The organism is Pseudomonas sp. 32_A, assembly GCF_017490905.1.
GTDB lineage: Bacteria > Pseudomonadota > Gammaproteobacteria > Pseudomonadales > Pseudomonadaceae > Aquipseudomonas > Aquipseudomonas inefficax.
Genome location: NZ_JAFGYI010000020.1, coordinates 29,877 through 52,294, shown reverse-complemented (window position 1 = coordinate 52,294; position 22,418 = coordinate 29,877). Strand labels below are relative to the sequence as shown.

Sequence of the window (22,418 nt, the reverse complement as noted above, 5' to 3'; positions counted from 1 at the left end):
ATACCCCGCACGCTGCGGGCGAGGAAATCACCTATTAACAGCTTGAACCCATGGTATGTCATATGGACCCATTCTCGGCGGGCTTGATCCTCCGGTATCGAAGGACCTTATTGTTGTATTCGTAAATCGATTCTACATTGCGTAAAATGGTTTGTCGCGCTTTAGTTGCTCACGGGTTCCGACAAGCGGCTATCCTCTCGTAATCCTCCTACAGATCAGGTCAGCATGCCCCTTTCCGTAAAACGCCGCGCTCGCCTCAGCTGGCGCACCCTGTTGCCTTGGGTCGTCGGCGTGCTGCCGGTGGCGTGCGGCCTGGCCGTGATGAACTGGCAGATCGAGCGCGAAATGCAGGCCAGCAGCCAGGCCACCGCGCGCCAAGTGGTGGAGCATGTCGAGCGCATTCTCGACAACCTGTCCAGCGCTGCCAATGCCCTGCTGCCGCTTGCCGACAGCCCGTGCGACGAGGCCCAGCTCATGCTGCGCGCCCAGGTCACGCGCAACGCCTTCGTCCGCTCGACCAACCTGTTCCGGCACAACGCCCTTTATTGCACCTCGCTGTTCGGCGCGTTCGACGAGCCGGTCAACCCCGGCGACTATATTGACGGCAAGCTGTGGCTGATGGACGGCAACTCGGTCACCCCCGGCCACCCGCTGCTGGTGTATCGAGCCAGCGACGGCGACCGCGGCGCAATCAGTACGGTGGATGGCGACCACCTGCTGACGGCGCTGCGCCTGATCGGCCCCGATGAAGATCTGCACATCCGCGTGGGCGATGCCTGGCTGGGCAAGGATGGCATCGTGCACAAAGGCTTGCCGCCGGCCGCGGCCAGCGCAAATGTACTGCTGGGCTCGACCCGTTACCCGTTCAGCGTGCAGGGCGGCTATGGCGCCGACAGGCAGGGCCAGCTGTGGCGCAGCCACTACCCCGCCCTGTTCGCCTTGCTGCTGGTACTGGGCGCGGTAGCCGCCCTGGTGTGCCGCTGGCAGGTTCGCCGCGCCAACTCGCCGCGTGCCGAACTGCGCCGGGCGCTGGAGGCCGACGAGTTCCTGCCGTACTTCCAGCCGGTGGTGCGCAAGGGCGATTACCGCTGGGCCGGCGCCGAAGTGCTGATGCGCTGGAACCACCCGCGCGAAGGCCTGGTACGCCCCGACCTGTTCATCCCCTACGCCGAACACAGCGGGCAGATCGTTGCCATGACCCGTGCGCTGATGATGCACACTGCCCAGAACCTGGCACCCTATGCCGGGCTGCTGGAGGACGGTTTCCATATCGGCATCAACATCACTGCCGACCACTGTCGCGACTTCAGCCTGCTGGACGACTGCCGCACCTTTCTCCAGCACTTCCCGCCAGGCCGGGTGGTGCTGACCCTGGAGCTGACCGAGCGCAAGCTGATCGAGGCCACGCCGGTGACTCTGGAACTGTTCGAGAAGCTCGACGCCATGGGTGTGAAGATCGCCCTGGACGACTTCGGCACCGGCCAGTCAAGCCTCAACTACCTGCGCCAGTTCAAGGTCGACTACCTGAAGATCGACCAGAGCTTCGTCGCCATGATCGGTGGTGACGCGCTGTCGGTGCACATCCTCGAGACCATCATCGAGCTGTCCGCCAAGCTGGGCCTGGGCATCGTTGCCGAGGGCGTGGAAACAGAAGCCCAGCGCGACTACCTGGCCCGTCACGAGGTGGACTTCCAGCAGGGCTACCTGTTCGCCCGGCCAATGCCGGCTGCCCAGTTCCTCGAAGCACTGGCGGCACGCCCGGCTGCGTCGCGGTTGCCGCAAGCCGCGCCCCCTGAGATCATGCGCGGCTGATCCACCCGCTCAATTTCCTATTCGAGGCATTCGTGTCAAAAGGCATTCTTTCGTCGGTCATGGCGTCCTGTCTGTTCGCCGTGATGTACTTCTATACCTCTCTGCTCACGCCACTCGATGGCGAAGAGATCTTTGGCTGGCGCACCCTGTTGACGCTACCCTGCCTGACCCTGTTCATGCTTGTCTCGAAAGACTGGAAACGAGTGGGCGAACTGCTCACCCGGGTAAAACGCACGCCGCTGCTGTTGCTGGGCATGCTCGGCACATCGTGGCTGATGGGCGTGCAGCTGTGGCTGTTTCTCTGGGCGCCCCTGCACGGGCGCAGCCTGGAAGTGTCGATGGGTTACTTCCTGCTGCCGCTGGCCATGGTCCTGACCGGCCGGCTGGTGTATGGCGAGCGCCTGTCACGCCTGCAGAAGGTGGCCGTGGCCTGCGCCGCGCTGGGCGTGGGCCACGAGCTGTACCAGAATGGCAGTTTCGCCTGGGAAACCCTGTTGGTAACGATCGGCTACCCGATCTATTTCGTGTTGCGCAAGCGCTGCCGCACCGACCACCTGGGCGGCCTGTGGTGCGACATGTGCCTGCTGTTGCCCTGGGCGTTGTACTTCGTGATCCAGGGCCCACTCTCCCCTGCCGACCTACAGGCACACCCCGGGCTGTATGCGTTGATCCCGATCCTGGGGGCGATCAGCGCCTCGGCCTTGATCGCCTACGTGCTTGCCAGCCGCCTGCTGCCGTTCAGCCTGTTCGGCCTGCTCAGCTACGTCGAGCCGGTGCTGCTGGTAGGCGTGGCGCTGCTGCTTGGCGAAACCATCGGCCCGGATCAGTGGCTGACCTACCTGCCGATCTGGGCCGCGGTGCTGGTGCTGGTGATCGAGGGCTTCAAGCACCTGCTGCGTCAACGTCGCCGGTCGGTGTAAGCCGAACCTGGCGCACCCGCCGCTCCTCGACCGCCTCCACGGTCAGCGTCCAGCCATTCCAGGCCAGGCGGTCACCGACCATGGGCAAGCGGTCGAGCAGGCTCATCACCAGGCCCGCGAGGGTCTGGTAGTCCTCGGTGGCGCGGGCGCTGAAGCCGGTACGGGCCTGCACCTGGCTCAGGTTCAATGCACCGCTGACCACAAAACCTTCACCTTCCTGGACGATGCCCGGGCCTTCGACCTCGCTGGCATCCGGCAACTCGCCGGCAATCGACTCGAGGATATCGGTCATGGTCAGCAGGCCGGTGAAGTCACCGAATTCGTTGACCACGAAGGCAATGTGCGTCGACTGGCTTCGCATCTGCTCCAGGGCATTGAGGATGCTGAAGCTTTCCAGCAGGTTCAGCGGTACCCGGGCCATGCCTTCCAGGTCAGGCTGGCTGCCCGACAGCAGCTCCTTGAGCAGCTCCTTCTTGTGCACGAAGCCCAGTGGCTCGTCCACGCGCCCGTCGCGAATCACTGGCAAGCGCGAGTACGGCGAATTGGCCAGGGCCTGTGCAATGGCGTCGGCCGGCTGCGCCAGGTCGATCACATCGACCTCGGTGCGGGCAGTCATCACCGTGCGGATCGGCCGCTCGGCCAGGTTCAGCACGCCACTGATCATCACGCGTTCACGGCGGTCGAACAGCACCTGCTCCTCACCACCTTCGACCAGGTCGGCGATTTCCTCGCCCACCTCGTCGGCCTCGACCCGGCGGCCACCCAGCAGGCGCAGCACGGCATGCGCGGTGCGCTCACGCAGCGGCCGGTGCTGCTGCAGGCTGCGCTTGCGGCGGGCACGGGCCAACTGGTTGAACAGCTCGATCAGGATCGAGAAGCCGATGGCCGCGTACAGGTAACCTTTCGGGATATGGAAGCCCAGGCCTTCGGCGGTGAGGCTGAAGCCGATCATCATCAGGAAGCCCAGGCACAGCATGATCACCGTGGGGTGGGCGTTGACGAAGCGGGTCAGCGGCTTGCTGGCAACGATCATGATACCGATCGAGAAGATCACCGCGATCATCATCACCGACAAATGTTCGACCATGCCCACCGCGGTAATTACCGCGTCTAGCGAGAACACCGCATCGAGCACCACGATCTGCGCGACGATCGGCCAGAACGCAGCATGGCGCACTGCGCCGCTGGCCTGGGCCACGTGGCCTTCCAGCCGTTCGTGCAGCTCCATGGTGGCCTTGAACAGCAGGAACACGCCACCGAACAGCATGATCAGGTCGCGGCCCGAGAAGCTCTTGTCGAACACCTCGAACAACGGCGCGGTCAGGGTGACCATCCACGAGATACTGGCCAACAGGCCCAGGCGCATGATCAACGCCAGGCTCAGGCCAATGACCCGCGCGCGGTCGCGCTGATGCGGTGGCAGCTTGTCGGCGAGAATGGCGATGAACACCAGGTTGTCAATACCCAGCACCAGTTCGAGGACGATAAGCGTCAGCAGGCCCAGCCAGGCCGTGGGGTCGGCTAGCCATTCCATTAGCGGGTACTCACGAGGGCAGCGTCACGAGGACGGAAGAAGGAAGGCCTTGAAGGCTGGGGACTGGGGGGCTCCGCGAAGGTGCTCATATAGACCTTGATTGCAAATTGGGAAAATGATCCTACAAGCACAGCAGCTATTCGTAATAGTGCAAAACTATTACAAAACCTGTAACAACGCCTCTAAAGCCACGCCTCCACCTGTGGGAGCGGCCTTGCGTCGCGAAAGGGCTGCGCAGCAGCCCCTGGGATTGCAGCATCTCTGCAAATCGCTGGGGCCGCTCTGCGGCCCTTTCGCGACGCAAGGCCGCTCCCACAGAAAGGCATAAGGCCGATATGGGTACTTTCCTTCAATACCGCAGGCTGTCACTGGCCGAGCATTGAGGCCACCTTCAACCAAACGGATCATCCTCATGAGCCTGTCTCTATCCATGGCCGCTTTCGCACTGGCGGCTTCGATCTCCCCCGGCCCGGTCAACATCGTCGCGCTGGGCAGCGGTGCCCGCCATGGCTTGCGTGCGAGCCTTGCGCATGTGGCTGGCGCCACGCTGGGTTTCTGCCTGTTGCTGGTGCTGGTCGGGCTGGGCCTGCATCAGTTGTTGCTGCGCTGGCCTTTGCTTGGCCTGCTGTTGCACTGGGGCGGCGTGGCGTTCCTGCTGTACATGGCATGGAAGCTGGCCAGCGATGACGGTCAGCTGGTTGCTGCACATCACTCCCAGGCCCCCTCGGCCTGGCACGGCGCGGCGATGCAATGGCTCAACCCCAAGGCATGGCTGGCAGCGGTGGCCGGGGTGGGTGCCTACACCGGCGGTGAGCAGCAGTTGCTGTGGCTGTTTGCCTGGATCTACGGACCGATCTGCTTCATTTCGGTGGCCAGCTGGGCGTGGGCCGGAAGCGTGGTTCGCCAGTACCTGGGCAACCCACGGCACATGCGCCTGCTGAATCGGAGCTTGGCGCTGCTGCTCGTGGGCAGTGCGGTTTATCTGGTCATTCAAGGCTAGCTGCACCGACCCTGTCGCTGGCCTCAAGACCTGCGCAGTACCTGGGGGGAGCAACTGTCTTGCTCAAATTCTAAAAGTTGGCGCTCCCACAGGTACAGTGACGCCAACATGGCCACTCAGCCAAGTGCATTGCGGTAATGCCCCGGCGTCGTCGCCAGGTGCCGCTTGAAGGCCCGCTGCAGGTGCGCCTGGTCGGCAAACCCGGCCTCCTGCGCCACCTCGGCAATTGCCCGGCCCTGGCGCAGTTGCGCCCTGGCCAGCTGCACGCGCTGGTCGAGCAGGTAGCCATGTGGCGTCAGCCCGAAGCGTTGGCGGAACGCGCGAATCAGGTAGGAACGCGACAGCCCGCATGCCGCGCAGATGTCGTCCAGGCTCAGCGGGTCGCCACGATGGGCGCGTATGAACGCTGCCGCCGCATCCAGCCGCGGGTTGCGATCGTCGTTGACGCTGGCATTACCGCCAAGCAACCCCGGCAAGGCACCAAACAGCGCCGCCAGGCGCCCTTCCCGGTCTGGCACGCTGGCGTCGAACAGGTCGGCACAGGCCTGCAAAAGGCCCTGGTACAACACCGGCGAGCGGCTCCAGGCCTGGGCCGGCAAGGTAAACCCCAGCGCCTGCAACCAGGGCATATCGACGAACAACATCAGGTAAGACCAAGGCTCCCCGTCGATGGGATTGCAAGCATGCACCACACCCGGGTTCATCAGCACCGTGGAACCAGCCGCCACCTCGATGCACCGGTCACCGTACAGGTAGGAGCTGCGCCCACCCGTTATCACCCCGATGGAAAAGCTCTCGTGGGAATGCGCGGCGTAGCACACCTGGCGCCCGTCCCCTACCCGCCGGGCTTCGACGAAAGGCAACGCCGGGTCGCGCCAGAACCGTGATACCTCGATCATCCCTCACCCCGCTCGCCGCTGTCCTGCGCCTGGATAGTACACGTCCTATCGCCGTAACAGGTCCTCAATATCTGCAAGTCGCGTTATCCCATTACCACTTGGCTTCAAAGGAATAGCGTTTGATGCCTCCTTTTCATAAAGGAGCATCGTCATGCCGGCCAACAACCCCCATCAACCCTTGCTCGAGGCGCAGCTGCCATACTGGGCCCGCCAGGCAGCCCCCGACCAGTGGGCCGCGCTGAAGCAAACCCAGACCGCCCCATGGCAGACGCAGGACTGGTTTGCCAATGCAGCTCCCGACCTGCGCCAGGCGGTGCATGCCAGCCAGGCGCGCCTGATACATTCGCAAGCGGCCTTGGCCCGCGCGCTCAAAGGGCTGAAACAGATCGCCGAGTTCGCAGAACCATTGCTGCAGGGCAGTCTTGCCGCACTAGGCTTTCATGCGCCGTTGCGCTCCACCGAGCTGCTGCGGGTCGAACGCGACTGGCACTGGATTGGCCTGCGTTATCTGTACCGCCATCGTCGCGACAACCTGCTACAGGCCGCCCTGCAGAACTTCGCCGACGATGAGGTCTTCACTTCCGAAAGTGCCATTGCCCCAAGCCGCAGCATTCAGGTAACAGCGGTCCAAGTACAAGGCTCGGCCCCACTTGGCATGCAAGTACCGGTAGCGCACTTTGCGCTTACATCCGAGCGCTACCAGGTTGACCGCCTGCCACTTGCCCCGGCCACCTTTGCCACAATGTGCCGCGACCTGGACCTGGGTAGCGCTTACCAGGCCCACCTGGAGCAGCACTTCGCCCGACCCGCTACCCGAGCCTTGGCCATCAGGGTGCAGCAAGACCGCCTGCGCCTGGCGGCCGACCTTGCCTATCTGCGGCACCTGCTTGACGGCAGCACGCGCGATCAGGTCGAACAGTTGCTACAGGGTGGCGCGGTGAGATGCTGGCAACTGGCGCTGTTCGGCACCGAGCTGCAAGAAGTCATGCTGATCGATGCCGGCAGTGCGGGGCTGGCGCTGTACTTGCCCGGCCATGACCCGGCCCTGCGCCAATGCAACAACCTGGACGCGGTACACGACACACTGGCGACCTTGCTGCTGGAGCCCGATGCCCGCCAGGCCTTCATGCCCTACATCAGGCAGGACGAGCGGACGCATTTTCTCGACCTGCTGCGGCAAAACCTTGACGTCACAGGCAACACTGCCTACGACCGCCCTTGGCAGCGCGCAGCGCATGCCGACCTGCGCCCCACGCGCGTGGCCATCACGGCCGAGCCATTCGGCCACTACCAGGACCTGCACCTGGCCCGCCTCAAGCATGAAGCCAGCCTGCTGGCGGTGCCGACAGCGGCGGCCGATGCCAGTGCACGGGCCAGGCGCCTGGAGGAATGGGAAAGCCTTGGCCTGGATGCGCTCAATATCGCCGCGTTCTTCATTCCAGGTGCAGGCACCCTGATGCTGGCCGTCACCGCCTGCCAGCTGCTCGGCGAGGCCTTCGAAGGCTACGAGGCCTGGCATGAAGGCGACCGTCACCTGGCGCTACGCCACCTGGAGGCGGTAGGCCTGAACCTGGCCCTTGTCGGTGCCTTCGTGGCAGCGGGCAAGGTGGTACCCAAGCTGTTCAACAGCCCGTTGATGGAAAACCTTCAGCAAGTACGCCGCAACGACGGCCGCTACCGGCTCTGGAATGAAGACCTCACCCCCTACCGCAGTGCCGTCACACTGCCCGAAAACCTGCAGCCCAATGCACTTGGCCAGTACCTGTACGAGGGCCGGTACTTCATCCGCATGGACGGCCAACTCTTCGAGCAACGCTTCGACAGCCATTTGCAGCAATGGCGGACCATTCACCCCGAGGTGCCCGATGCCTGGCAGCCACCGCTGGCGCACAACAGCCAAGGCGCCTGGCGTGGTCAGCATGAACAGCCCGGCCAGTGGCCATTCGCGAAGCTGGTACGCCGTCTTGGCCAGCCATATGCGGCGTTCACCCCAGAACAGCTGACGCAGGCCGGCCGCCTCTGTGGCGTCGACGCCGCGCGCTTGCGCCGGGTGCACCTGGAAGGCCAGCCAACGCCGCCCCTGTTACTGGATGTTCTGCAACGCATGGCGGCACAGGCCGAGGTAGAGGCGTTGGCCGACGAGGCCTCGCCGGGCCTGTTCCAGCAGCTCTACGACGGCAGTGCGACCATCACCCCGTCATCGCAGAAACTGCTCGATACCTATCCGCGGCTATCCCCTGCCTTGGCCACGCGTTTGCTGGCACCACTGGGCGAGACTGAATCACTGGCATGGCAACAACAGGGTCAGCTGCCCATTCAGGTCCGCCAGACATTGGAGCAGGTGCACAGCGAGCTGCCCCTGGTACGCGCGCTGGAAGGCGTGCTTCAGCCTGCCCGGGCCAGCAGCGATAGCGAACGCCTGCTGTTCAGCGCACTGGATGCGATGCCCGACTGGCCTGGGGACGTACGCCTGGAGCTGCGCGGCGCCAGCCCTGAAGGCCCGCGGCTGGAGCAGGTCGGCAGCGACCAGGCCACCCACCTGCGTCGGGTGATCAAATCGGTCGAAGGCTATGAGGTCGACCTGGGCGAGCGCCCTGCACCTGCGCTGCGTGATCCGGACCTCTGCCGCGCCGTAGAGCAGGCACTGTCACGCTCGCACCGCGACATGCTGGGTATTCCGAGCGCCGATGGCAGTTCGCTACGCCAGCACGTACTGGATTGGGTCGACAAGCACAGGGAGACACTGGCCCAGCGCCTCTGGGGGCACCGAACGGCACTGCGCAAGCCCATGGGGGGCTTGCGCGGCGGGCGGCCGTTGGCCCCCGAACCGCCTCAGCCACGCCTGGCAGGCTCGCTGGCCGGGGCCTATCGCCGCTTGTTCCCGGACGCCACCGATCAGGAGTTCGAAAACTGGCTCGGCAACGATGAGGACAACCTCTACGCCGATGATATTCGCTCACCCACACAGCGGCTGCACGACCTGCAGCAGCGTCTGGATACTTTGCGCCGCGACCTGCATGAATGGGCCAGGCCCGATCCCCAGCATCCTCACCAGCGGCACCTGGCCATCCGCCCCATCATCAACGCCTGGCGGCGGCTGTCGACCATAGCGCTTGAAGGGGGTGGCCGCCTGCACAGCCTGGACCTGTCCGGCCTGGAACTGGACAACCAGGCCCTGGCCAGCCTGGCCTTGCCAGACGACTTCACCCATGTGCAACACCTGTCACTCAGCTACAACCGTTCGCTCAGCCAGTTGCCGGCCGAGTTCTACGAGCGCTTCCCCAACCTCAATCGCTTGCTGCTGGCCGACTGCCGGTTCGACAGCGTGCCTCGCCTTGGCAGACCTGAACACCTCGCCTGGCTGGACCTGGAAGGCAACCGCATTACCTGGAGTACCCAGGCCCAGCAGGCATTGAACCGCTGCTCCGGGCTTGTGGTGCTGGACCTTTCGGGCAATCCGCTGCTGCAGGCCCCGGACCTGCGCGAACTGGCCTACCTGAGGACGTTGTTCCTGAATGACTGTGCGCTAAGCGAATTGCCACAAGGCCTGAGCCAGATGATCGAGCCCAACATCGTGGATATTGGCGACAACCAGTTGCTGCGGCTGCCAGATGGTTTCAACGTACCACGGCCAGTCGCGAACGCCCTGCGCCTGGAAAGCGAGTGGCTGGGCGCACCTGTGCTTGCGCAGATCGAGGCCTACAATACCGTGCATCAGGTTGACCTGTTGGTGTGCGAAGGCGACTACCTGGAATTCTTTGAACAGACCGGCCCGGCCGAAATGGCCCTGTGGCAGCGATTACCGCTGCAGTACCGGCGCGACCTCAGGCCATTGCTGGATCTGGAACCGTTCTTGTCTCACCCGCGGTACGCGCGTGAAGAGTTCTGGCGGCGCCTGGCCCTGATCGATGCAAACCCCGCCCTGCGTCAGCAATGGCTGACGCACCCACCGTACGACCTGTTCAACCTCCCGCTTTGACAGTCCCCAGGTGCCTGCCTGCGCAACAGGCAGGCATTTACGGTCATGTTAAGCCAGACTGGTGTTTTTCCGGCAGCCGGTGCATGCTCCAAGCTGAAGCGATTCACCTGGCTCGAAATCAGCCCAGCAATGTGAGGTGCAGTACCCATGGACCGTCTGCTCGATTCACTCTTCCCCAGCGCCGAGAACATCCCGCAAGCCTGGCGCCTGGAAGCCCCCCTGGAACAACGCGACTATCTGGTGAACGGCGAGCTGAGGCGCTGGGACGGCCCCTTGGCCACGGTGCGCAGCCCGGTCTGGCTCAAGGAGGGTAACGATGAGCACCAGGTGGTACTGGGCAGCGCCCCGCTGCTCGATGCCGACACCGCGCTCACCGCCCTCGATGCCGCCGTGCAGGCCTACGACAAAGGCCGCGGTACCTGGCCGAACATGCGCGTGGCCGAGCGCATCCAGCACGTCGAGACCTTCCTGGCACGCATGCGTGAGCAGCGCCAGGCCGTGGTCAAGCTGCTGATGTGGGAAATCGGCAAGAACCTCAAGGATTCGGAAAAGGAATTCGACCGCACCTGCGACTACATCGTCGACACCATCAATGCCCTCAAGGACCTCGACCGCCGCTCCAGCCGCTTCGAGCTGGAACAGGGCACGCTGGGCCAGATCCGCCGTGCACCGCTGGGCGTGGCCCTGTGCATGGGGCCATACAACTACCCGCTGAACGAAACCTTCACCACGCTGATCCCGGCGCTGATCATGGGCAACACCGTGGTGTTCAAGCCGGCCAAGTTCGGTGTGCTGCTGATTCGGCCGTTGCTCGAAGCCTTCCGTGACAGCTTCCCGCCGGGGGTGATCAACGTCATCTACGGCCGCGGCCGAGAAACGGTGAGCGCGCTGATGGCCAGCGGCAAAATCGATGTGTTCGCCTTCATCGGCACGCACAAGGCCGCCAGCGACCTGAAAAAACTGCACCCGCGCCCGCACCGGCTGCGCGCCGCGCTGGGGCTGGATGCCAAGAACCCGGGAATCGTGCTGCCCCAGGTGGACCTCGACAACGCCGTCGAAGAGGCAGTCACCGGTGCGCTGTCGTTCAATGGCCAGCGCTGCACGGCGCTGAAGATCCTGTTCGTCCACGAGGACGTGGTCGATGCCTTCCTCGACAAGTTCCAGCGCAAGCTGGCCGCGCTCAAGCCTGGCATGCCCTGGGAGCCAGGCGTGGCGCTGACACCTTTGCCCGAACCCGGCAAGGTCGACTACCTCGACGGCCTGGTCGCCGATGCCACCGTCAAGGGCGCACGCGTGCTCAACGAAGGCGGTGGGCAAAGCCGTGGCTCGTTCTTCTACCCGGCCGTGCTGTACCCGGTGAAGAGTGACATGCGCGTCTACCACGAGGAACAGTTCGGCCCGCTGGTACCGGTTGTGCCCTACCGCGACCTGCAGACGGTGATCGACTATGTACTGGACTCCGACTACGGCCAGCAATTGAGCCTGTTCGGCAATGACCCGGCGACCATCGGCAGCCTGGTCGACATCTTTGCCAACCAGGTCGGGCGCATCAACATCAACGCGCAATGCCAGCGCGGCCCCGACACCTACCCGTTCAACGGCCGCAAGAACAGCGCCGAAGGCACCCTGTCGGTACACGACGCCCTGCGTGTGTTCTCGATCCGCACGCTGGTCGCCACGCGCTTCCAGGAAGCCAACAAGGAATTGATCAGCGAGATCATTCGCAACCGGCAGTCGAGTTTCCTGACCACCGACTACATCTTCTGACCACCACGCTTATAGAGAATCGATCTATCCCCCTGTCGATTTTCCATCCGCGCAAACGACTCTAAGCAACAGGGCGCCAACCGGCGCCCACTTCCAAGGAGAGTCGAACATGGCAGCCAAACCCATCCCCGAAGGCCAGCACAGCATCACGCCCTACCTGGCCATCAACGACGCCGCCAAGGCTATCGAGTTCTACAAGAAGGCCTTCTCCGCCGTCGAGATGTTCCGCCTCGATGCCCCGGGCGGCCGCGTCGGCCATGCCGAGCTGAAGATCGGCGACTCGTCGCTGATGCTTGGCGACCCTTGCGACATGGAGGGCGGCCTCACCGCCAGCCAGAAGCTCAACGGCGCAGGCGTAGGACTGCACCTGTATGTCGATGACTGCGACAAGGTCTATGCCCAGGCCCTGGCGGCCGGCGCCACCCAACTGCATGCGGTGACGGACCAGTTCTACGGCGACCGCAGCGGCACCCTGAAAGACCCGTTCGGCAACATCTGGTTCGTTTCCACCCACAAGGAGGACCTGAGCCCCGAGGAAATTCGCGCCCGCGCGGCGAAGATGTTCGGTGGCACTGCCCAGTAAGTTGAAAGCGGCGCGACTTTGCTTGAAGCTTGGGGCTCGTAGTTGGGAGCTGCTTCATGCGAATCATCGACAAAACCGCCGCACAGGTCCGTAGCCTGACCCCTGCAGAAGAGGAGCTGCTGGTCGGCTTTGCCACCGGCAGCCTCGCCGGCCAGCGCCTGCTGCAGGCCAACCAGTTACTGATGAAGGTGCGCAACGCCAACCAGTGGCTGGCCTGCGACTGCCGCAACGATGCCTTGCCGGTGCTCAATGTCACCCTCAACGGCAACACCGGCACGCTGTTTCTCAAGAACAACCCGGGTACCGCCGAACATGCGCTCGGCTGCCCGTTCACCAAGGACGAGCGGGAAGCGGCCGAGCGCGAGAACGACCCCGCGCCACCTGCTGCCTGGCTACCGCCCGACACACCGTTGCGCCTGATCGGCGATTTCCGCAGCGGCACCGCTGGTGCCGGTGGTGATGGCAGCGAGCGGCGCGACCAACAGCGCCTGCTGTCATTGTTGCTGACCTGGATCGAGACCAGCGGCCTGAACCTGTATGCCACGCACCTGAAAAAGGACCTGACCGGGCAGTTTGCCGAGTTGCGCAGCGTGGCCAGCCGCTATCCGCTGCTGGAACGGGTGCCCGCCAGCAACTACCTGGAAACCCGCCTGGACATGAAGCACATGATGATGCTCAAGTCCCGCCTGCGCGAAGCCACGGTGTTCGGCAACCACCGCCGGCACGGCCTGCTGCTGGACTGCGTAGACCAGATAAAAGGGCGCAAGCTGTTCAACAACCGCAGTGAAGACGGCTTCGACTTCCAGGGGCACCACCTGTATTGGGGTGGCAACCGCACCGCCGGGCCATTGCTGGCCTTGGCACTGTACTCGCCGACCAGTGCCGGCAGCCATTTCTACGAGTTGATCCATGTGGCCAGCGTTCCGGTGCTGTCCCGCGCTCATCTGTTCCCGGTGTATCGCGATGAAGAACGCGAACCGCTCAAGGCCCTGGTATCGCTGGTCGACTGGATGGCCGGCAAAGGCGTGAAAGTGCAGATGCGCCGCCCGGTGATTGGCGGCCAGGTGATGGATGAACTGGTAATGACCTCGGACCAGGACCGGGTGTTGTCGGTATCGTTGCTGGAACAGCCAATCGGGCCCGAACCGGATACCGAGAATTTCAAGCGCTACGCCGACTTCAAGAGCCTGGAAACCTTCCGCAAATTCGTTGCCGGCTTCTTCATGCGTGAGCGCTGAGCACCATCTACCGGCACACACAAAACCTTGTGGGAGCGGCTTTAGCCGCGAAGAAGCCAACGCGGTGCATGGCACCGGCTGCGCCGGTGTTCGCGGCTAAAGCCGCTCCCACAGGGTCCCTGCTAATTCAATGAGTTTGTGCAGTTCTGCGAGAGCGGCCTAATCATGAAGTTTGCGTATCAACCCAGGAACAGCTTGTACGCCGGGTTGTCGGTCTCATCCCAGTAACGGTACCCCATCTCCTCCAGCGCCAGCGGCAACCCCGCCAACTCATCCCCCGGTACTTCCAGCGCCGCAAATACCCGTGCCTCCGCCGCACCATGGTTGCGGTAATGGAACAGGCTGATATTCCAGCGCTTGCCCAGCCGCTCCAGAAAGCCCAGCAAAGCCCCCGGGCGCTCGGGGAATTCGAAGCGCAGCACCCGCTCGTCAGCCCCGGGCGCGGCATGGCCGCCAACGGTATGGCGCACATGCAGCTTGGCCAGTTCGTTGTCGGTCAGGTCCAGTACGCTGTAGCCCTGCTCGCGCAGGCTGGCCAACAACTGGTCGCGTGGGTCGTGCAGCGGGTGTGTCTGCACCCCAACGAACAGCCGCGCCTCCTTGCCAGGGTAATAGCGGTAGTTGAACTCGGTGATCTGCCGCTTGCCCAGGGCCTGGCAGAAGGCGCGGAAGCTGCCCGGTTGTTCCGGGATGGTGACTGCGATGATCGCCTCGCGCTGCTCGCCCAGTTCGGCACGCTCGGCCACATGGCGCAGGCGGTCGAAATTGACATTGGCCCCGGAGTCGATGGCCACCAGGGTCTGCCCCTGCACGCCGTCGCGCGCCACGTACTTCTTGATCCCCGCCACGGCCAGGGCGCCGGACGGCTCGGTGATCGAGCGGGTGTCGTCATAGATGTCCTTGATCGCCGCGCACAGCTCGTCGCTGCTCACGGTCACCACTTCGTCAACGAAGTGCCGGCACAGCTCGAAGCAATGGGCGCCGATCTGCGCCACCGCCACACCATCGGCGAAGGTGCCGACCTGCGGCAGGATCACCCGCTCACCGGCTACCATGGCAGCCTGCAGGCAGTTGGAGTCCTCTGGCTCGACACCGATCACCTTCACCTCAGGGCGCAGGTACTTCACATAGGCGGCAATGCCAGCGATCAACCCACCGCCACCCACCGGCACGAAGATGGCATCCAGCGCACCCGGGCGCTGGCGAAGGATCTCCATGGCCACGGTGCCCTGCCCGGCGATCACATCCGGGTCGTCGAACGGTGGCACGAAGGTCGCACCTTCGCTTTCGGCCAGTTTCAGCGCGTGGGCCAGGGCATGGGGGAAACTCTCGCCGTGCAGCACTACATGGCCACCGCGCGAACGTACTCCTTCCACCTTCAGCGACGGCGTGGTGGTAGGCATGACGATGGTGGCCTTCATGCCCAGGTGCGATGCCGCCAGGGCCACACCCTGGGCATGGTTGCCTGCGGAGGCGGTGATCACCCCGCGCTCGCGCTGCAGGTTGCTCAGGCGTGACAGGCGGGTGTACGCACCGCGGATCTTGAACGAGAAGGTAGGCTGCAGGTCTTCGCGCTTGAGCAGCACCTGGTTGCCCAGGCTGGCGGACAACGCAGGCGCAGCTTGCAAGGGCGTTTCGATGGCCAGGTCGTATACCGGGGCGGCAAGAATGCGACGCACCTGCTCCGACAGCAGTTGCTGGGGGGTGACGGTAGAACGAGGGCTGACGAAGCTGGTCATCGATGACTCCTTGGCTGTATTCACGTTGCCCAGGAGTCAGAGAGAAGAAACCCGCCTCCAGGGCGGGTTCGGTGCACGTACGCGCTAGCCCGCCAAGCTGATAATGGCGGTAATAATAATGGCGTTGACGTGCTGGAAAGTATTCATGGGTAGCAACTTAGCCGCTAGTGCGGCACAAAGTCAACACTTCGCCTGCTGCGCCGAAAGCGGCACATCGAACACCTTGTCGAAGCCCCACTGGAAGACGAACGCGTAAACGAAGAAGAACACGAACAACGCCAGGTTGGTCAGCAACGCCGCCCACAGGCTGACGTCCAGCCAGTACGCCACCAGCGGCAGCAGGATCAGCACCAGCCCGCCCTCGAAGCCCAGCGCATGCAGCAGGCGCCGCAGGAACGTGCGCTCACGCCGGTGCTGGCGCGCTTCCCAGCGTTCGAACACCCAGTTGTAGGCCATGTTCCAGCTCATCGCGATGCCCGACATCAGCACCGACAGCACGGTCGACTGCGCCATGCCGGCACCGAACGCCAGCTCCAGCGCGGGCGCCACGCAGGCGACAGCGATGGCTTCGTAAAGAATGGCCTGGACGATCTTGCGTGCCTTGCCTTGCATGTTCAGCTCCCTGGGTAAACGACCTGTAAAGCTACAAGAAGTGGCCCACAAGAAAAAGCCTGAAATTTGGACAACCCCGCGTTCGGCTGCTTGTATCTATCCAGTACAAACGGCGACAAGTCGTACAACTTCGTCCAGGGAATCGAACGAGGATATAGACGATGGCCCACCCCTTCCTGCCGGTGACCGCCACATGAGCCTGGCATTCATCGATTTTCTCACCTATGTGCTGTTCGGCCTGAAGATCCTGGCGATCGCGTTGGCCTCGCTGATGTTCCTGCTGGGCCTGGATGACCTGTTCATCGACCTGTGCTACTGGGGCCGCAAGCTGATCCGGCGCTTTCGCATCTACGACAAGTACGAAAAAGCCGACGAGAAACGCCTGTTCGAGGTACCGGAGAAACCCCTGGCGATCATGGTCCCGGCCTGGAACGAAGTGGGCGTGGTCGGTGAGATGGCCCGCCTGGCAGCTTCGACCATCGACTACGAGAACTACCAGATCTTCGTCGGCACCTACCCCAACGACCCACAAACCCAGGCCGACGTCGACGCGGTGTGCCTGCACTACCCCAACGTGCACAAGGTGGTCTGCGCGCGCCCCGGCCCCACCAGCAAGGCCGACTGCCTGAACAACATCATCGACGCGCTGCTGCGCTTCCAGCAGGACGCCGGCATCCAGTTCGCAGGCTTCATCCTGCACGATGCCGAAGACGTGATCTCGCCCATGGAATTGCGCCTGTTCAACTACCTGCTGCCGAACAAGGACATGATCCAGATCCCGGTGTACCCCTACGCACCGGAATGGAAAGGCTTCACGGCAGGCCACTATGTCGACGAATTCGCCGAAAACCACGGCAAGGACGTGATCGTGCGCGAGGCCCTGACCGGCCAGGTGCCCAGCGCCGGGGTCGGCACCTGCTTCAGCCGCCGCGCCATCAGCGCGCTGCTCGAGGACGGCGACGGCATCGCCTTCGACGTACAGAGCCTCACCGAAGACTACGACATCGGTTTCCGCCTGAAACAGAAGGGCATGAAGTGCATTTTCGCGCGCTACTCCATCACCGACCCGGCACTGACCCTGAAGCAGGAGTGGCGCCCAGGCATGAGCCGCGAATTTTCCCAGGTGATCTGCGTGCGCGAGCATTTCCCGCGCGACTGGCAGCATGCCATCCGGCAGAAATCGCGATGGATCGTGGGCATCGTGTTCCAGGGCACCAGCAACCTCGGCTGGAGCCGCAAGGGCGCACTCAACTACTTCCTCTGGCGTGACCGCCGCGGCCTGTTCGCCTACCTGCTGAGTTTCCTGGTCAACCTGTTGCTGCTGGTATTGCTGGCCATGTGGCTGGTCACGGTGATTGCGCCAGAGTCGTGGCGCTTCATGTCTATCCTCAGTGACAGCTGGTTGCTGACCACCTTGCTGTGGCTGAATGGGCTGATGCTGTTCAACCGCCTGTTCCAGCGCGCCTGGTTCGTCACCCGCTTCTATGGCATCGGCGAAGGGCTGCTGTCGGCACCGCGGATGATGTGGAGCAACTTCGTCAACTTCTTCGCCAACCTGCGTGCGCTGCGCCAGGTCATGGAAATGGGTGACTCGCGGCGCGTAGCCTGGGACAAGACCACGCACGAATTCCCCGCCATCGCCGCCCCCGCCCGCACACCGCTGGGCCAGCGTCTGGTGGCCAAGGGCCTGATCAGCGACGAACAGCTGCAACAGGCGATCACCAGCCCGGTACGCCGGCGCCTGGGCCGCGAGCTGCTGCTGCGCGGCTGGCTGAACAGCGAACAGCTGGTCGCCACCCTGGCCGAGCAACTGGACCTGCCCTGGGCACCATTGAACCCGTTCAAGCTCGACCCGCAGCTGATCGCCAAACTGCCGCGCAAGCTGGCGACGCACTATGGCGTACTGCCGGTGGGCGAAGACGGCGACACGCTGGTACTGGCCAGCGAAAGCCCGGTCAGCCAGGTGTCGCTGGGGGTAATCAGCCGCCACCTGAAGCGCCCGGTCAGCGCCCGCCTGGCGCCCCAGGGCCGGGTGACCCTGGGCCTGCGCTACCACTACCCAAGCCCCTGGCAGAAGCCGGAAACCCGCGAGATGCTGGCCATCCTCGAACGCCATCAGGACGACGAAGCGCTGCTGGAACGGGTCAGCCACCACCAGGTAATGCTCGGTGCCCTGCTGCAGGTGCGCGGCATGGTCCCGGTCACCCTGTTCAACCAGGCGCTGATCGATTTCGATCCGGAACACCAGAGCCTTGGCGAGCACCTGACTGCCCGCGGCATCATTACCGAGCAGGTGCTGCAGCAGGCCCTGATCGAACAGGCCAGCGAACAGCAGGCCGCCTTTGACCTGATCCGGGAGGTGGCATGAAGCCGCGCTTTTCCCTCACTTTCACTGGCCTGTTGTTGTGCTCCGCCGCCCTGCCCTGCGCCGCTTCGGCACCGATGACCGACTTTCAGCGGTTCACCAGCTACCCGTTCCTGGAACGCAGCTACCGCGAAGCGAAGAAGGACAACTGGGCCGAGGTCGAACGCCTGACCCGCCACGTGCTGGGCCGGGTGCCGAACAACGACGAAGCCCGTGCGCTGCTGGTGGAGGCACTGGCTCACCAGCGCCGCTATAAAGAAGCCGAAGCCGTTGCCGAACAGTTGGGCGACAGCCCCGAATACGCCAACGCCCTGCTTGAACTGCGCCTGGCCTGGATCGAACAGGACCCGCCGCCGGCCAGCCAGGTGGAACAATGGCTGGCCAGCAGCGACGGCACTCACCGGGTGCGCCTGTGGCAGGCCTACAGCCTGAGCCTGGCCAAGTTCGGCGGCGCCGCCAAGGCGCTGGACTGGCTCAACCAGCTGCCGCCAAAGGGCGATGGCCAAGTGCTGCGCCTGGCCCGGGCCAACTTCGCCGAACAGCTGCGCAACTGGAAGGAAACCATCGAACAGCTGCAGCCCCTGGCCGACCAAGGCCAACTGCCTGCGCAAGACTGGCAACGCCTGGCCAATGCCTACATCCAGCAGGTGGATGAACAAGGGCTGAACGCGCTGCTGCCCAGCGCCCCTTCCCCCGAAGCAGCCAACCAGGCCCGCCTGGCCATGGCCAACCGCGCCATCGCCGTCGGCCACAACCAACAGGCCAAGCGCTGGCTGCAAGCACTGCCGGATGAGCAGTTGAACCAGCCCGACCAGCGCCAGCAACTGTTGGAACTGGCCCGCCAAGGCGACGACGCGCCGCTGGTACAGCGCCTGAGCAACGAACTGCAACGGCCCTGCCTGGAAACCGTCGACTGGCTGTCGCGTCGCGACCCAGAGCTGGCGCGTGAGCAGTTCAAAGGCTGCACCGCCAGCAGCGACCCCAGGGCCTACGCCGTGCTCAAGCAACGTCTGTACGGCGACCCGCCCCAGCCGCCGCAACCACGCACCGCTGCCGAATGGGAGCAACGCTATCGGCAGAGCGGCGATATGGCCGCACTGGAGCAAGCCACCTTCCTGCTGGCCCAACAGGGCCATGGCGAACACGCCCGGCAACTGCTGGAGCAGGCCTACGACCGCCACCAGGGCCGCCTTGCACCGTCGCTGCTGCAGCGCCTTGGCAACCTCTATGCGCGTAACGACGGGCCGCTGGACAGCCGCCGCATGCTCGGCCTGATGCCCCGCGTCGATGCCGGTACTCGTGCCCAGCTGCTCGGCCGCCTGGCCGAGGCTGGCCAATGCGATGCCGTGCGCCAGGCCGTACCGGCCACCCCGAGCGAGCCTGGCCAGTACCGCGCCCTGGGCCGTTGCGCCATGCCCGACCAGCCAGGCGCAGCGGTGGTCTACTACCAGGCCGCCGAGCGCCTGGGCGACAGCGGCAGTCGCTTGCCCCTGGCCTATGCCCTGGAAGCCGCAGGCGACTCCGAAGCGGCCCTGCCCATCTGGCGCACCCAGCCGGACAGCGCCTGGACCGACAACGCCCGCCTCACCGCCGCCAGTGGCGCGCTGAACGCTGGCGACGCACAAGCAGCCCGGCGCTACTGGGACGCCGCCGCGCACGACAGCGCCGACGACTGGGCCCTCGGTGCTGCCATCGCCCAGCGCCAAGGCGATTACCAGGCGGCGCTGGGCTTCCAGCGCCAGGCCCTGGCGCACAACCCGCGGGCCGACCATTACTATGCCGCCTCCAGCACCGCGCAACTGGCTGGCGACAGCGCCCAGAGCAGCGCCTGGCTGGCCGAAGCCGTGCGCCTGGCCCCCGACCAGCCACGCTACCGCGCCGACTACGGCATGCGCCTGGCCGGCTCGACGGACAAGGCCCAGCGCCGCCAATCGATCCCCTACCTGGAGCGCGCCACCCGCGACTTCCCCGAGGACTACCGCCTCGGCGAAACCCTGGCCCTGCGCTACGACGAAGCTGAAGACAGCGCTTCGGCGCGCCGCGAACTGCGCCGCATTCTCGATGTGGAGCAGGACCTGGTCGACGGCGACGACGAATACGGCAGCCTGGAGGCTCGCAAGTACCGCCAGCGCCGCGCCCACGAAACACTGTCACGGCGCGACACCATCACCCTGGCCAGCACCTGGTCGCCGGCCGGCACCTCGACCAACGACAAGTTCCTCGACAATGGCCAGCGCACCGGCACTTCGCGCCGCGCGCAATCGCAGAACGTGCAACTGGCCATGTGGGACCATGCCCTGGGCGAAGAGCCCAGCCGCAACGGCAGCACCCTGTCGGTTTATGGCCGCGTGCTGTTCGGTGGCCAAAGCCGCACCGACTATGCGCAAAGCATGGGTACGGGCGTCGGCCTGCGCTACAAGCCATTCGGCCAGGCCAACCTCAACCTGTATGCCGAGCTGTACCACCAGCGCCAGATCGACGAGGAACACTACCGCGGGCTGAGCCTGGGCCAGCTGCTGAGCCCGGCCAAGGTCGGCGGCAACTGGGGCGACCTGCGTCACCACGCCGAATCGAGCAACGACCTGCTGTTGCGTGCCACCGCCTCGTTCCTCGACCAGGGCGACTGGCGCAACGACTGGCGGGTCGATGAAGACGATTGGAACGAGCGCTTCCTCTACCTCGACGCCGCCTGGTGGACCCGTGCCGGCGACCACGCCTGGCTGTCGCGCTACCAGCAGGGCCACGCCTGGAAACTGCCGGGCAGCTCGCCGCAAACCATCATGCCCTATGGCTTTGTCGAGTTTTCCAGCCAGGACCCGAGCAACGACTGGCGCCAGGACGCCCGGGCCGGGGTTGGTGTGCGCTGGCAATGGTGGTTCGATGACGACCGCTACAACGCCTACCGCGGTTCGCTGAAAGTGCGTGCCGAATACCAGCAGTCGCTGGGCGGCAATCTATACGAGCGCGCCAACGGCGTGCTGGTCGGTGCGGAGATGACCTTCTGATGCGTACGTTCCTGGCCCTCTGCCTGCTTGCCCTGTGCCTGCCAGCCAGCGCCGACCAGCGCCTGTTCTACCAACCCCTGAACCGCGACGCCAATGTCACCCCCGCCCAGTGGCAGCAACTGTGGCGCGCCACCGTGGCCCAGGGCGGCAAGACCCTGATCGTGCAGTGGAGCGCCTACGGCGACAGCGATTTCGGTGGTGCCCAGGGCTGGCTGGCCGACAGCCTGCGCAGCGCGCGTGCCCAGGGCCTGCAACTGGTGCTGGGGCTGTACATGGACCCGGCCTATTACCAACGTCTCGACGAACTGGATGGTGAAGGCCTGAACAGTTACTGGAAGGCGCAGTTGGGGCGCTCGCTCAGCCAGTACCGGCAACTGCGCCAGGCGTGGCAGTTGCCGGTGGACGGCTGGTACCTGCCCCTGGAACTGGACGATCATCATTTTCGCGAGACCGAGCGCCGTGATGCCCTGAACAGCCAGCTGCAGGCCTTCAACCGGCAACTGGACAAGCCTTTGCATATCAGCGCTTTCAGCGCCGGAAAACTTTCACCGCGGGCCAATGCCGCATGGCTGGATCAACTGGCCGGGTTGGGCTTGACTGTGTGGTGGCAGGATGGCACCGGGACCGGGCGCTTGCCCGCGCTGGTGCGCCAGGGCTACGAGCAGGCCTTGCCGTGCCGGGTGGGCGTGGTGCGCGAGGCGTTCCGCCAGGTGAGCGCGCCAGGGCAGGCGTTTCGGGCCGAGCCTGCCCAGCCGAAGCTGGGCGGCGGGTGCCATGCCGAGGCGGTGTTCGACCTGCGTTACCGGCCTTGGGCCCTGGGTGTTCTGCCCAAGAATTGAGTCTCCAGTACCGACCTCTTCGCGGGTAAACCCGCTCCCACAGGTCCCCCACAGGGTTGAAAATCTGTGCGGTCTCTGTGGGAGCGGGTTCACCCGCGAATGGGCCGGGCCTGGTCATGCTGTACT

The 22,418-nt window shown here is 64.5% G+C and carries 14 protein-coding genes; 10 read left to right on the top strand and 4 right to left on the bottom strand.

Annotated features, from left to right (window positions below; all coding sequences use genetic code 11):
- The first annotated feature begins 225 nt into the window (after nt 1-225).
- Together J5M58_RS14335 and rarD are read left to right on the top strand one after the other, a co-directional pair.
- A complete protein-coding gene (locus J5M58_RS14335) occupies nt 226-1,812 on the top strand; it encodes an EAL domain-containing protein (protein ID WP_112252485.1) in 1,587 nt (528 codons plus the stop codon).
- Nucleotides 1,813-1,844: 32 nt separating this feature from the next.
- Nucleotides 1,845-2,732: an EamA family transporter RarD gene (rarD, locus tag J5M58_RS14330; protein ID WP_207878524.1), complete on the top strand. Its 888-nt coding sequence runs from the start codon at nt 1,845-1,847 to the stop codon at nt 2,730-2,732.
- Here the strand turns inward: rarD and J5M58_RS14325 are convergent.
- Nucleotides 2,695-4,266: a TerC family protein gene (locus tag J5M58_RS14325; RefSeq protein ID WP_207878521.1), complete on the bottom strand. Its 1,572-nt coding sequence runs from the start codon at nt 4,264-4,266 to the stop codon at nt 2,695-2,697. The two genes, rarD and J5M58_RS14325, sit on opposite strands and share 38 nt — an antisense overlap.
- 412 nt (nt 4,267-4,678) lie before the next feature.
- Here J5M58_RS14325 and J5M58_RS14320 point away from each other — a divergent pair, with 412 nt between their 5' ends.
- Complete coding sequence (locus J5M58_RS14320) at nt 4,679-5,266, top strand: LysE family translocator (RefSeq protein ID WP_207878518.1); 588 nt, start codon at nt 4,679-4,681, stop codon at nt 5,264-5,266.
- Nucleotides 5,267-5,382: 116 nt separating this feature from the next.
- Here the strand turns inward: J5M58_RS14320 and J5M58_RS14315 are convergent, their stop codons facing one another.
- On the bottom strand, nt 5,383-6,165 hold the full coding sequence (locus J5M58_RS14315; RefSeq protein ID WP_207878515.1) for an AraC family transcriptional regulator: 783 nt from the start codon (nt 6,163-6,165) through the stop codon (nt 5,383-5,385).
- A gap of 151 nt (nt 6,166-6,316) precedes the next feature.
- On the opposite strand from J5M58_RS14315, the gene J5M58_RS14310 reads away from it, so the two are divergent.
- From J5M58_RS14310 to J5M58_RS14295, 4 genes are all read left to right on the top strand, one after another.
- Nucleotides 6,317-10,144, top strand: coding sequence for a leucine-rich repeat domain-containing protein (locus J5M58_RS14310; protein ID WP_207878512.1), 3,828 nt, complete (start codon nt 6,317-6,319; stop codon nt 10,142-10,144).
- A gap of 147 nt (nt 10,145-10,291) precedes the next feature.
- The gene (locus J5M58_RS14305) at nt 10,292-11,911 is read left to right on the top strand and encodes an NADP-dependent glyceraldehyde-3-phosphate dehydrogenase (protein ID WP_112252492.1); all 1,620 of its coding nucleotides are present in this window, start codon (nt 10,292-10,294) and stop codon (nt 11,909-11,911) included.
- A gap of 109 nt (nt 11,912-12,020) precedes the next feature.
- Nucleotides 12,021-12,494, top strand: coding sequence for a VOC family protein (locus tag J5M58_RS14300; protein ID WP_112252493.1), 474 nt, complete (start codon nt 12,021-12,023; stop codon nt 12,492-12,494).
- A 56-nt stretch (nt 12,495-12,550) separates the two neighbouring features.
- Nucleotides 12,551-13,732: a hypothetical protein gene (locus J5M58_RS14295; RefSeq protein ID WP_112252494.1), complete on the top strand. Its 1,182-nt coding sequence runs from the start codon at nt 12,551-12,553 to the stop codon at nt 13,730-13,732.
- Between the two features lie 179 nt (nt 13,733-13,911).
- Here the strand turns inward: J5M58_RS14295 and ilvA are convergent, their stop codons facing one another.
- Nucleotides 13,912-15,471: a threonine ammonia-lyase, biosynthetic gene (gene ilvA / locus J5M58_RS14290; protein ID WP_112252495.1), complete on the bottom strand. Its 1,560-nt coding sequence runs from the start codon at nt 15,469-15,471 to the stop codon at nt 13,912-13,914.
- A 180-nt stretch (nt 15,472-15,651) separates the two neighbouring features.
- Nucleotides 15,652-16,083, bottom strand: a complete 432-nt coding sequence (locus tag J5M58_RS14285) for a PACE efflux transporter (RefSeq protein ID WP_003259966.1) — start codon at nt 16,081-16,083, stop codon at nt 15,652-15,654.
- A 193-nt stretch (nt 16,084-16,276) separates the two neighbouring features.
- Here J5M58_RS14285 and nrfB point away from each other — a divergent pair, with 193 nt between their 5' ends.
- The 3 genes from nrfB to J5M58_RS14270 are packed head-to-tail and all read left to right on the top strand — an operon-like array spanning nt 16,277 to nt 22,292.
- Nucleotides 16,277-18,451: a cyclic di-3',5'-guanylate-activated glycosyltransferase NrfB gene (gene nrfB, locus J5M58_RS14280; protein WP_207878509.1), complete on the top strand. Its 2,175-nt coding sequence runs from the start codon at nt 16,277-16,279 to the stop codon at nt 18,449-18,451.
- On the top strand, nt 18,448-21,453 hold the full coding sequence (locus J5M58_RS14275; protein ID WP_207878506.1) for a phage receptor: 3,006 nt from the start codon (nt 18,448-18,450) through the stop codon (nt 21,451-21,453). The genes nrfB and J5M58_RS14275 overlap by 4 nt, the downstream gene beginning before the upstream one ends.
- On the top strand, nt 21,453-22,292 hold the full coding sequence (locus J5M58_RS14270; protein ID WP_207878503.1) for a DUF4434 family protein: 840 nt from the start codon (nt 21,453-21,455) through the stop codon (nt 22,290-22,292). Before J5M58_RS14275 ends, J5M58_RS14270 begins: the two co-directional genes overlap by 1 nt.
- The last annotated feature ends 126 nt before the right edge of the window (nt 22,293-22,418 follow it).

Bases quoted from the DNA above. Each gene is read 5' to 3' on its own strand.
- J5M58_RS14335 (WP_112252485.1), top strand. From the start codon at position 226: ATGCCCCTTTCCGTAAAACGCCGCGCTCGCCTCAGCTGGCGCACCCTG.
- J5M58_RS14325 (WP_207878521.1), bottom strand. From the start codon at position 4,266: ATGGAATGGCTAGCCGACCCCACGGCCTGGCTGGGCCTGCTGACGCTT.
- J5M58_RS14320 (WP_207878518.1), top strand. From the start codon at position 4,679: ATGAGCCTGTCTCTATCCATGGCCGCTTTCGCACTGGCGGCTTCGATC.
- J5M58_RS14315 (WP_207878515.1), bottom strand. From the start codon at position 6,165: ATGATCGAGGTATCACGGTTCTGGCGCGACCCGGCGTTGCCTTTCGTC.
- J5M58_RS14310 (WP_207878512.1), top strand. From the start codon at position 6,317: ATGCCGGCCAACAACCCCCATCAACCCTTGCTCGAGGCGCAGCTGCCA.
- J5M58_RS14305 (WP_112252492.1), top strand. From the start codon at position 10,292: ATGGACCGTCTGCTCGATTCACTCTTCCCCAGCGCCGAGAACATCCCG.
- J5M58_RS14300 (WP_112252493.1), top strand. From the start codon at position 12,021: ATGGCAGCCAAACCCATCCCCGAAGGCCAGCACAGCATCACGCCCTAC.
- J5M58_RS14295 (WP_112252494.1), top strand. From the start codon at position 12,551: ATGCGAATCATCGACAAAACCGCCGCACAGGTCCGTAGCCTGACCCCT.
- ilvA (WP_112252495.1), bottom strand. From the start codon at position 15,471: ATGACCAGCTTCGTCAGCCCTCGTTCTACCGTCACCCCCCAGCAACTG.
- J5M58_RS14285 (WP_003259966.1), bottom strand. From the start codon at position 16,083: ATGCAAGGCAAGGCACGCAAGATCGTCCAGGCCATTCTTTACGAAGCC.
- nrfB (WP_207878509.1), top strand. From the start codon at position 16,277: ATGAGCCTGGCATTCATCGATTTTCTCACCTATGTGCTGTTCGGCCTG.
- J5M58_RS14275 (WP_207878506.1), top strand. From the start codon at position 18,448: ATGAAGCCGCGCTTTTCCCTCACTTTCACTGGCCTGTTGTTGTGCTCC.
- J5M58_RS14270 (WP_207878503.1), top strand. From the start codon at position 21,453: ATGCGTACGTTCCTGGCCCTCTGCCTGCTTGCCCTGTGCCTGCCAGCC.